Origin of the sequence: Pseudomonas quasicaspiana (assembly GCF_021147825.1) — a bacterium.
Classification (GTDB): domain Bacteria; phylum Pseudomonadota; class Gammaproteobacteria; order Pseudomonadales; family Pseudomonadaceae; genus Aquipseudomonas; species Aquipseudomonas quasicaspiana.
This window is the reverse complement of record NZ_JAGTPI010000037.1, coordinates 16,841-28,080: the sequence shown is the minus strand read 5'-3', so window position 1 is coordinate 28,080 and position 11,240 is coordinate 16,841. Positions and strand designations below refer to the sequence as shown.

Sequence of the window (11,240 nt, the reverse complement as noted above, 5' to 3'; positions counted from 1 at the left end):
CATGTTGTTTTCTGCCTTTGCCATTTCTGCCCTATGAATGTTTTTCGTTGCATTGCATTGTCGGTTGTCGTTCTTCTGAGTGCCTGTGATGCTCAGAAGGACGCTGCACCCAAGCCCAAGGTGACCGCCGAGGTTCAGGCGCCAGCGAAACCCGCTGTCAGCCCGCCAGTGGTTGAGGCCCCAAAGTCAGCCTCCGAGCCCGCCAAATCACAGTTGCATGAGTTGGCGCCGAATGTGCCGGTGGTTCCGGTTGCGACCAACGGTGATGCTGCGCCTGCCAGTAAGCAGAACAAGACTGAAGTAGCCAAAGCGCCTGCTGCAAAGACTGCGAAGGAAAAAAAGAGCGATGCGGCGAAACGCAAGTCGGTGGCAGAAAGTAAGAAAACACTCAAGGACACCAGTCTGAACAACGCAAAGCTTGATTTGAGTCTGCCTCCTGAGCTGGCTGAAGAGCTGCAACCTGCCGGAACGGCCAAAGCCAAGCCACGCAAGCCCATATTGCCGCCGATGTTCGGCGATAAGCGTGCGTCTGGTAATGATCCTTTCGAGCTCAATGGGCGCATCTTGAGCAATGAAATGGATTTGCAAATGCGTAACGACAGTCGCCGGGATGTGGAAGGTGCTGCTCTGGATTTCAAATTCAGGCAGTAGCACCTTGCAGTAGTACCGGGCATTTCAAACGCGCGTTTCAGCGGTTACTATCCTCACTTCAATTTTTTCTGTCAGGGTGCTGGTCATGGACTGCCGCTCAGGCTGTGGTGCTTGCTGCATCGCGCCTTCTATCACATCTCCCATTCCAGGCATGCCGGACGGCAAGCCTGCAGGCGAACGCTGTCTGCATCTCTCGCTCGACATGCTGTGCGCTATCTTTGGTCAGCCGGACCGCCCTGCGGTGTGTAGCCAGTTCAAGGCGGCTCAGGATGTCTGTGGCGTTGACCAGGCTGATGCGATCCGTCTGATTACCTGGTGGGAGGAAGCCACAGCAGTTGCTTGAGTTGATTGATCTGTGCCGTAAAACAGAATTGATTCGCTGGAACTTCAACAATAAGGAATACAACAATGAGTTCGCTGCATCGAATGGCTGTTGTCTGTGGGTTGACTGTTCTCGTGGCCGCTGGTGCTCAGGCTGATGACTGGAAAGTTGCGAAGGACGAGGCCGGGATCAAGGTTTCGCTGAGCGAAGTGCCTGGTTCTCAGTACAAGGCTTATCGCGGAGAGACGGTCATCAACGCGAGCGTCGCGAAGTTGCGCAGTCTTCAGGAAGATGTTGCAGGTGCCTGCGCCTGGATTCACGAATGCAAGTCGCAGAAGGTACTCAAGCATGAGGGTAATCAGGCCTGGACATACACTCAGATCAATACACCCTGGCCGGTGACGCCTCGTGATTCTGTATTACTGGTGACGACGGAAGAGGGCGCTGACGGCAGTCTGACCCGTAAACTTCAGGAAGTACCCACCTACATTCCCGAAGAAAAAGGCTTTGTAAGGGTGTCGCAAGTCGACGGCTTCTGGAAGTTCGTGCCGCAAGGGCCGAACAAGACGCAGGTGACCTATCAGGTGCACACCGAGCCAGGCGGCAGCGTGCCTTCATGGCTGGCCAACAAGTTCGTGGTGGAGGCGCCGTTCAATACATTGAAGGCGTTGCGGGAAAGGGCTGAGAAGTAGGCTTCCCTCTCTTTTTTGTAGGGGCGCACGAGCATCAAAAAACATAACTTACTGAATTTAAATGCTTTTTCCCTGTAGGAGCGCGCTTGCCCGCGATCGCGTTAGTACAGGCAATATATGCATCGACAGACAGACTGAATCGCGGGCAAGCGCGCTCCTACAGGTCTCCGTTTTCTACGCGACAGCGTGGTGTCAAGGACACCGGGTCAACTCCTGCTGGGACGGCGGAACAAAAAAGGGCTGCCATTGGCAGCCCTTTTCAGTTGCAGCATGAAGCTTACTTGCGATCTTCCAGTGGCACGATATCGCGAGACACGTAGCCGGTGTACAGCTGGCGTGGACGGCCAATCTTGTACGGGCTGGAGAGCATTTCCTTCCAGTGGGAGATCCAGCCGACAGTCCGCGCCAGAGCGAAGATTACGGTGAACATACTGGTCGGAATGCCAATTGCCTTGAGGATGATGCCCGAATAGAAGTCGACGTTCGGGTATAGCGAGCGCTCGATGAAGTAAGGATCGGTCAGGGCGATCTCTTCCAGGCGCATGGCGAGCTCAAGTTGCGGATCATTGGTAATGCCCAGCTCCTTGAGAACTTCGTCGCAGGTCTGCTTCATCACGGTCGCGCGCGGGTCACGGTTCTTGTAAACCCGGTGACCGAAGCCCATCAGCTTGAACGGATCGTTCTTGTCCTTGGCCTTGGCGATGAACTTGTCGATGTTCGACACATCACCAATTTCATCGAGCATGGACAACACGGCTTCGTTTGCGCCGCCATGTGCCGGGCCCCAGAGCGCGGCAATGCCGGCTGCTATGCAAGCGAACGGGTTGGCGCCCGAAGAGCCCGCCATACGTACTGTGGACGTCGAGGCGTTCTGTTCGTGGTCGGCGTGCAGGATGAAAATCTTGTCCATGGCCTTGGCCAGCACCGGGCTGATCGGTTTGATCTCGCACGGTGTGTTGAACATCATGTGCAGGAAGTTCTCGGCGTAGCTCAGGTCGTTGCGTGGGTACATCATGGGTTGGCCCATGGAGTACTTGTAAACCATTGCTGCCAGCGTCGGCATCTTGGCGACCAGACGGATGGCCGAGATTTCACGGTGCTGTGGATTATTGATGTCCAGAGAGTCGTGATAGAACGCTGAGAGGGCACCCACCACACCACACATCACCGCCATCGGGTGAGCGTCGCGGCGGAAGCCGTTGAAAAAGGTCTTGAGCTGTTCGTGAACCATGGTGTGGTTTTTCACGACAACAACGAACTGGGCTTTCTGCTCGGCGGTTGGCAGCTCGCCGTTCAGTAGCAGATAGCACGTTTCCAGGTAGTCCGATTGCTCGGCCAGTTGTTCGATCGGATAGCCGCGGTGCAGCAGGATCCCGTTGTCACCATCAATATAGGTGATCTTCGACTCGCAAGAGGCGGTCGACATGAAGCCTGGGTCGAATGTGAAGCGGCCGGTGGCTGTGAGACCACGTACGTCGATCACGTCGGGGCCTACGGTGCCGGTGAGAATGGGCAGCTCGACGGGGGCTGCGCCCTCGATGATCAACTGCGCTTTATTATCAGCCATGTGGCCTCCTGTTTATGCTTCAAATCATCAGACGGCCCCCCACGCAGGGCCCGCACCACTATAGTTAGATAAAATCTAAAGTCAATTTGCCTAAAGTCGTGTTCCAGAAGGCTTTCAGGCTTGATTTACCCTGCGACATTCTGTCACTTACGCTTTTTATCCGGCCAGCGCAATCACCTATTTGAGGGCCCTCTCTGCGTTGTCATTAGTAACCTAACTGTCTATACTCGGCGTCCGACCGCCAGGGGCTTTAGGGCCTGTATACCGGAGGTCGTCACTCCCTGGGTGGTGGGTACCTGACCAGTGCACTTCCCAATAATTTGCCCTGATAGTTAGGGGCTCTTCAAGTGTGAAATAAAGCCGTGAAAAGCCAACGACCTGTAAACCTAGACCTAAGGACCATCAAACTCCCAGTCACTGCTTACACGTCCATTCTTCACCGTGTCTCCGGAGTCATTCTCTTTGTCGGCCTCGTCATCATGCTGTATGCATTGGACAAGTCGCTGAGTTCCGAAGAAGGTTTCGGTGAAGTTAAAGCGTATCTGACCAGTCCGCTGGCCAAGCTTGTGATCTGGGCTCTGCTGTCCGCCCTGCTTTATCACCTGGTAGCGGGCATCCGCCACCTGATCATGGATGCGGGCATTGGCGAGACGCTGGAAGGCGGCAAGCTGGGCTCCAAAATCGTTATCGCCGTATCCGTGGTGGTAATCGTTCTGGCGGGAGTATGGATATGGTAACCAACGTCACTAACCTGTCGCGTTCGGGCCTCTATGACTGGATGGCGCAGCGCGTATCTGCGGTCGTGCTCGCGGCTTATTTCATCTTCCTGATCGGATACCTGGTCGCGCATCCGGGCATCGACTATGCCCAGTGGCACGGTCTGTTCTCCCACACTGCAATGCGCATCTTCAGCCTGTTGGCCCTCGTTGCTCTGGGCGCTCACGCCTGGGTCGGCATGTGGACCATCGCAACTGACTACCTGACGCCGATGGCGCTGGGCAAGTCGGCGACGGTTGTGCGTTTCCTTTTCCAGGCAGTCTGCGGCGTTGCGATGTTCGCTTACTTCGTCTGGGGTGTGCAGATTCTTTGGGGTATCTGATCCATGGCTAACATAAATACACTTTCATTCGACGCCATCATTATTGGTGGCGGCGGTGCAGGCATGCGTGCTGCCTTGCAGCTGGCTCAGGGCGGCCACAAGACCGCCGTAGTCACCAAGGTTTTCCCGACTCGTTCGCATACTGTTTCTGCTCAGGGTGGCATCACCTGCGCGATCGCTTCTGCCGATCCAAACGATGACTGGCGCTGGCACATGTACGATACCGTTAAGGGTTCCGACTACATCGGTGACCAGGACGCTATCGAATATATGTGTCAGGAAGGCCCGGCTGCAGTTTATGAGCTGGACCACATGGGCATGCCGTTCTCGCGCACCGAGCAGGGCCGTATCTACCAGCGTCCGTTTGGTGGTCAGTCGAAGGATTTCGGCAAGGGCGGTCAGGCTGCGCGTACGTGCGCGGCGTCCGACCGTACAGGTCACGCCCTGCTGCACACCCTCTATCAGGGCAACCTGAAAGCAGGTACCACCTTTCTGAACGAGTATTACGCAGTTGATCTGGTGAAGAACCAGGACGGCGCGTTCGTGGGTGTGATTGCGATCTGCATCGAAACCGGCGAAACCATGTACATCCGCGCCAAGGCGACTGTATTGGCCACCGGCGGCGCTGGCCGTATCTATTCCTCTACCACCAATGCCCTCATCAATACCGGTGACGGCGTCGGCATGGCACTGCGTGCCGGTGTTCCTGTTCAGGACATCGAAATGTGGCAGTTCCACCCAACCGGCATTGCTGGCGCAGGTGTACTGGTCACAGAAGGTTGCCGCGGTGAAGGCGGATACCTGATCAACAAGCATGGTGAGCGTTTCATGGAGCGCTATGCGCCGAACGCGAAAGACCTTGCTGGTCGTGACGTTGTTGCGCGTTCCATGGTCAAGGAAATCATCGCGGGTAATGGCTGTGGTCCTGATGGCGATCACGTGATGTTGAAGCTAGATCACCTGGGCGAAGAAGTGCTGCACAGCCGTCTGCCAGGCATCTGTGAGCTGTCGAAGACATTTGCGCACGTGGATCCGGTCGTTGCTCCTGTACCTGTTGTGCCTACCTGCCACTACATGATGGGTGGTGTTGCCACCAACATTCATGGTCAGGCCATGACCCAGGATGCTGACGGCAACGATCAGATCCTTCCCGGGTTGTTCGCTGTAGGTGAAGTAGCATGCGTATCTGTGCACGGTGCCAACCGTCTGGGTGGTAACTCGCTGCTCGACCTCGTGGTATTTGGTCGTGCTGCCGGCCTGCACCTTGAGAAAGTGCTGACCGAAGGCATTGAATATGCGGACGCTAGCGAAACCGATATCGATGCCGCGCTGAGCCGTCTCAATGGCCTCAACGAGCGTACCGAAGGTGAGGACGTCGCTACTCTGCGCCGCGAGCTGCAAAGCTGCATGCAGAACTACTTCGGCGTGTTCCGTACCGGCGAATATATGCAGAAAGGTATCGCTCAGCTGGCTGATCTGCGCGTTCGTATTGGCAATGTCAAGATCAACGACAAGTCCCAGGGCTTCAACACGGCGCGTATCGAAGCGCTCGAGTTGCAGAACCTGCTGGAAGTTGCCGAAGCTACTGCAGTTGCTGCAGAAGTGCGTAAAGAGTCCCGCGGTGCTCATGCTCGCGAAGACTATGAAGATCGTGACGATGAAAACTGGCTGTGCCACACCCTGTACTTCCCTGGCGAGAAGCGGGTTGCCAAACGTGCAGTCAACTTTGCGCCGAAGACAGTACCGGCGTTTGAACCGAAAATTCGGACTTACTAAAGGTGGCCGCTATGTTGAAAGTCGAAGTTTATCGCTACAACCCCGACAGCGACTCTGCGCCTAAAACCCAGGTGTTCGACGTTGATACCGGTGGTAAAGACTTGATGGTGCTGGATGTATTGGCCCTGATCAAGGAACAGGATGAAGGGTTCTCTTACCGTCGTTCGTGCCGTGAAGGTGTTTGCGGCTCCGACGGTATGAACATCAACGGCAAGAACGGCCTGGCGTGCATCACGCCGCTGTCCGCCGTGGTCAAGGGCAACAAGCTGGTGGTGCGTCCACTGCCTGGTTTGCCTGTGATACGTGACCTGGTTGTTGATATGAGCATCTTCTACAAGCAGTACGAGAAGGTTAAGCCATATCTGTTGAACGATACCCCGGCTCCGGCCATCGAACGTCTTCAGACTCCTGAAGAGCGTGAGAAGCTGGATGGTCTGTACGAGTGCATTCTATGCGCTTGCTGCTCGACTTCCTGCCCGTCCTTCTGGTGGAACCCGGACAAGTTCCTCGGTCCAGCTGCACTGCTGCAAGCCTATCGTTTCCTGGCTGACAGCCGTGACAACAAGACCGCCGAGCGTCTGGCTTCGCTGGATGACCCGTTCAGCGTATTCCGCTGCCGCGGGATCATGAATTGCGTCAACGTTTGTCCGAAGGGTCTTAACCCAACCAAGGCTATCGGTCACGTGCGCAACATGCTTCTGCAAAACGGCGTCTGATTTGACTGTTACATCGTAATGCCGTAATACCCGTAACCGCTGCGGCGCAGGCTTCAACCGGCGCCGTAGTTTTAACCTGAGCAGCAGCGAGTAACGCTGCGGCTCTTATTTTGAAGAAATAAGACCAGCAGGGGCATCCGGGCTGGTACCCGGACTATCTGCGTGATCCTAAGTGGCTTGATACAGTCGCTGCACATGACTATCTCAGGTTTGCTGTGGTGTCTTCGCCGGTGGTGTCCCCTTACCGAGGGTGACCAAGCATGCAAGAAAGCGTGATGCAGCGCATGTGGAACAGTGCCCACCTTTCCGGTGGTAACGCTGCCTATGTGGAAGAGCTCTATGAGCTCTACCTGCACGACCCTAACGCTGTGCCAGAGGAATGGCGCACCTACTTTCAGAAGTTGCCCGCTGACGGCAACTCTGCCACCGATGTATCGCACTCGACGATTCGCGATCATTTCGTGTTGCTGGCGAAAAACCAGCGCCGCGCCCAACCGGTATCCGCCGGCAGCGTGAGCAGCGAGCATGAAAAGAAGCAGGTCGAAGTACTGCGGCTCATCCAGGCTTACCGTATGCGCGGCCATCAGGCTGCCCAGCTCGACCCGCTGGGGCTGTGGCAACGTACGGCGCCAGCTGACCTGTCGATCAATCACTATGGGTTGACCAACGCTGACCTGGATACCACTTTCCGTGCCGGTGACTTGTTCATTGGCAAAGAGGAAGCGAGCCTACGTGAAATCCAGGACGCCCTACATAAGACATATTGCCGCACCATCGGCGCCGAATTCACTCACATCGTGGATTCCGAGCAGCGCAACTGGTTCATGCAGCGTCTTGAGAGTGTCCGTGGCCGTCCTGCTTTCTCTGCCGAAATTCAGAGCCATCTGCTCGAGCGCGTCACCGCGGCAGAGGGTCTTGAGAAGTATCTGGGCACCAAGTATCCGGGCACCAAGCGCTTCGGTCTGGAAGGTGGCGAGAGCCTGATCCCGATGCTGGACGAGTTGATCCAGCGTTCTGGTTCTTATGGCACCAAGGAAATCGTTATCGGTATGGCCCACCGTGGCCGTCTGAACGTGCTGGTCAATACCTTCGGCAAAAACCCGCGCGAGTTGTTCGACGAGTTCGAAGGCAAGAAGAAAGTCGAGCTGGGTTCCGGTGACGTTAAATACCACCAGGGCTTCTCCTCGAACGTAATGACCACTGGCGGCGAAGTTCACCTCGCCATGGCGTTCAACCCGTCTCACCTGGAGATCGTCTCTCCGGTGGTTGAAGGTTCGGTTCGCGCCCGTCAGGATCGTCGTAACGATCCGAACGGTGACAAGGTTCTGCCAATTTCCCTCCACGGTGATGCTGCTTTTGCAGGGCAGGGCGTGGTCATGGAAACCTTCCAGATGTCGCAGACTCGCGGCTTCAAGACGGGTGGCACGATCCACATTGTCATCAACAACCAGGTGGGTTTCACCATCAGCAACCCGCTGGACTCGCGTTCCACCGAGTACGCCACCGACGTTGCCAAGATGATTCAGGCGCCGATTCTCCATGTGAATGGTGATGACCCTGAAGCCGTCGTTTTCGTGACCCAACTGGCTATCGACTACCGCATGCAGTTCAAGCGTGACGTGGTTATCGATCTGGTCTGCTACCGTCGTCGCGGTCACAACGAAGCGGATGAGCCGAGCGGCACTCAGCCTCTGATGTACCAGCAAATCACCAAGCAGCGCACCACGCGTGAGCTGTATGCCGAAAGCCTGATCAAGGCCGGCGTTCTGGACGAGGCTCGCGTACAGGCCAAGATCGACGACTACCGCAACGCGCTGGACAACGGTCTGCATGTTGTGAAAAGTCTGGTCAAAGAGCCAAACAAAGAGCTGTTCGTGGACTGGCGTCCGTATCTGGGTCACGCCTGGACTGCACGTCACGACACCCGCTTTGACCTCAAGACTCTGCAGGAACTGTCAGCCAAGCTGATGGAGCTGCCAGAAGGTTTTGTGGTTCAGCGTCAGGTTCAGAAAATCTACGAAGACCGTCAGAAGATGCAAGCTGGCGGCCTGCCGATCAACTGGGGTTACGCCGAAACCATGGCGTACGCAACCCTGGCGTTCGAAGGTCACCCGATCCGCATGACGGGTCAGGACATCGGCCGCGGTACGTTCTCGCACCGTCACGCTGTGTTGCACAATCAGAAAGACGCCGGGACTTACATCCCGCTGCAGAATCTGTATGCCGGTCAGCCACGTTTCGATCTGTATGACTCCTTCCTCTCGGAAGAAGCCGTGCTGGCATTCGAATACGGCTACTCGACGACTCAGCCAGATGCGCTGGTTATCTGGGAAGCCCAGTTCGGCGATTTCGCCAACGGTGCGCAAGTGGTTATCGACCAGTTCATCACCAGCGGCGAGCACAAGTGGGGCCGTCTGTGCGGTCTGACCATGTTGCTGCCTCACGGTTATGAAGGGCAGGGGCCAGAGCACTCGTCGGCACGTCTTGAGCGTTACCTGCAGGGTTGTGCCGAGCACAACATTCAGGTGTGCGTACCGACTACACCGGCGCAGATCTACCACTTGCTGCGCCGTCAGGTCATCCGTCCGCTGCGTAAGCCGCTGATCGTCCTGACGCCAAAGTCGTTGCTGCGTCACAAGCTGGCCGTTTCTACCCTGGAAGATCTCGCCGAAGGTTCGTTCCAGACCGTGATCCCGGAAATCGACACCCTCGATGCCGCCAAGGTGACCCGTCTGGTGCTGTGCGGCGGTAAGGTTTACTACGACCTGCTGGAAAAACGCCGTGCCGAAGGCCGCGAAGATATCGCCATCGTGCGTATCGAGCAGCTGTACCCGTTCCCGGAAGACGACCTGATGGAGGCGATTGCGCCTTACACCAACCTGCAGAATGTAGTGTGGTGCCAGGAAGAACCGATGAACCAGGGTGCGTGGTATAGCAGCCAGCACCACTTGCGTCGCAGCGTTGGCAATCACAACCGCAACCTCGTCCTCGAGTATGCCGGTCGTGACGCCTCTGCAGCGCCTGCATGTGGTTACGCTTCGATGCACGCCGAGCAGCAGGAAAAACTGCTGCAAGATGCCTTCACTGTTTAACGCCTTCGCGCATTAGAAACCGAATTAAGGAATTACAGATAATGGCTATCGAGATCAAAGCCCCCTCTTTCCCGGAATCAGTTGCCGACGGCACCATTTCCAAGTGGCACAAACAGCCGGGCGAAGCGGTAAAACGTGACGAGCTGCTGGTTGACATCGAGACTGACAAAGTTGTCCTCGAAGTACTGGCTGAAGCTGACGGCGTGCTGGCATCGATCGTGAAAGGCGAGGGCGAAATCGTCCTCTCCAACGAGCTGATCGCAACTCTGGACGGTGGCGCTACTGCATCTGCTGCTCCGGCTGCCGCTGCTGCACCTGCTGCTGCTCCGGCTCAAGCAGCTGCCCCGGCCGCTGCTCCAGCTGCTGGCGACGAAGATTCGGTTGCTGCTCCTGCTGCTCGCAAACTGGCTGAAGAAAACGGCATCAACCTCGCCAGCGTCAAAGGCACTGGTAAAGACGGCCGTGTGACCAAGGAAGACGTGGTTGCTGCTGTTGAAGCCAAGAAGTCCGCGCCTGCTGCTGCACCTGCCGCCAAGCCAGCCGCTGCCGCTGCTCCAGTCGTCGCTGCTGGCGACCGCACCGAGAAGCGCGTACCGATGACTCGCGTACGTGCCACCGTTGCCAAGCGTCTGGTTGAAGCTCAATCGAACATGGCGATGCTGACCACTTTCAACGAAGTCGACATGACTGAAGTCATGGCGCTGCGCTCGAAGTACAAGGACCTGTTCGAGAAGTCCAACAATGGCGTACGCCTGGGCTTCATGTCGTTCTTCGTCAAGGCTACTACCGAAGCGCTGAAACGCTTCCCGGCAGTCAACGCATCGATCGACGGTTCCGACATCGTTTATCACGGCTATGCCGACGTCGGTGTTGCGGTTTCCAGCGACCGTGGTCTGGTGGTTCCGGTTCTGCGTAACGCAGAGCAGATGAGCCTGGCTGAAATCGAAGGCGGCATCGCTACCTTCGGCAAGAAAGCCCGTGACGGTAAGCTGTCCATCGACGAAATGACCGGTGGTACCTTCACCATCACTAACGGTGGTACTTTTGGTTCGATGATGTCGACGCCAATCGTCAACCCGCCACAAGCGGCCATTCTGGGCATGCACAACATCATTCAGCGCCCGATGGCGGTCAATGGTCAGGTTGTGATTCGTCCAATGATGTACCTGGCTCTGTCCTACGATCACCGTTTGATCGATGGTAAAGAAGCTGTGACGTTCCTGGTGACCATCAAGAACCTGCTGGAAGATCCAGCTCGTCTGCTGCTGGATATCTGATTCACGACAGCTGCAAGCCGCAAGCGTCAAGCTGCAAGTAAAAGCAGT

At 56.4% G+C, this 11,240-nt stretch carries 10 protein-coding genes; 9 read left to right on the top strand and 1 reads right to left on the bottom strand.

Translation table 11 applies throughout. The annotated features are described in order from the left end of the window. Positions 1-33 precede the first annotated feature (33 nt). The 3 genes from KDX30_RS19535 to KDX30_RS19525 all read left to right on the top strand — a co-directional run bounded on the left by KDX30_RS19535 (position 34) and on the right by KDX30_RS19525 (position 1,665). Complete coding sequence (locus KDX30_RS19535) at positions 34-651, top strand: translation initiation factor 2 (RefSeq protein ID WP_231677246.1); 618 nt, start codon at positions 34-36, stop codon at positions 649-651. Positions 652-736: 85 nt separating this feature from the next. Beyond that, on the top strand, positions 737-994 hold the full coding sequence (locus tag KDX30_RS19530; protein WP_122708787.1) for a YkgJ family cysteine cluster protein: 258 nt from the start codon (positions 737-739) through the stop codon (positions 992-994). Between the two features lie 65 nt (positions 995-1,059). Next, on the top strand, positions 1,060-1,665 hold the full coding sequence (locus KDX30_RS19525) for an START domain-containing protein (RefSeq protein WP_122708786.1): 606 nt from the start codon (positions 1,060-1,062) through the stop codon (positions 1,663-1,665). Between the two features lie 277 nt (positions 1,666-1,942). On the opposite strand, the gene gltA is transcribed toward KDX30_RS19525, so the two are convergent. Then, a complete protein-coding gene (gene gltA / locus KDX30_RS19520) occupies positions 1,943-3,232 on the bottom strand; it encodes a citrate synthase (RefSeq protein WP_027900891.1) in 1,290 nt (429 codons plus the stop codon). A 362-nt stretch (positions 3,233-3,594) separates the two neighbouring features. Between gltA and sdhC the strand changes: the two genes are divergently transcribed. From sdhC to odhB, 6 genes are all read left to right on the top strand, one after another. Then, entirely contained in the window at positions 3,595-3,969 is a 375-nt protein-coding gene (gene sdhC, locus KDX30_RS19515; RefSeq protein ID WP_080238188.1) for a succinate dehydrogenase, cytochrome b556 subunit, read from the top strand. After that, positions 3,963-4,331: a succinate dehydrogenase, hydrophobic membrane anchor protein gene (gene sdhD, locus KDX30_RS19510; RefSeq protein WP_027900893.1), complete on the top strand. Its 369-nt coding sequence runs from the start codon at positions 3,963-3,965 to the stop codon at positions 4,329-4,331. The genes sdhC and sdhD overlap by 7 nt, the downstream gene beginning before the upstream one ends. Before the next feature lie 3 nt (positions 4,332-4,334). Next, positions 4,335-6,107: a succinate dehydrogenase flavoprotein subunit gene (sdhA, locus tag KDX30_RS19505; RefSeq protein WP_027900894.1), complete on the top strand. Its 1,773-nt coding sequence runs from the start codon at positions 4,335-4,337 to the stop codon at positions 6,105-6,107. A gap of 11 nt (positions 6,108-6,118) precedes the next feature. After that, the gene (locus KDX30_RS19500; protein ID WP_027900895.1) at positions 6,119-6,823 is read left to right on the top strand and encodes a succinate dehydrogenase iron-sulfur subunit; all 705 of its coding nucleotides are present in this window, start codon (positions 6,119-6,121) and stop codon (positions 6,821-6,823) included. 260 nt (positions 6,824-7,083) lie between these two features. Next, complete coding sequence (locus tag KDX30_RS19495) at positions 7,084-9,915, top strand: 2-oxoglutarate dehydrogenase E1 component (RefSeq protein WP_095096968.1); 2,832 nt, start codon at positions 7,084-7,086, stop codon at positions 9,913-9,915. Positions 9,916-9,956: 41 nt separating this feature from the next. Next, positions 9,957-11,192 (top strand): 2-oxoglutarate dehydrogenase complex dihydrolipoyllysine-residue succinyltransferase, encoded by a 1,236-nt coding sequence (odhB, locus tag KDX30_RS19490; RefSeq protein ID WP_027900897.1) that lies wholly within the window; start codon positions 9,957-9,959, stop codon positions 11,190-11,192. Positions 11,193-11,240: the final 48 nt, after the last annotated feature.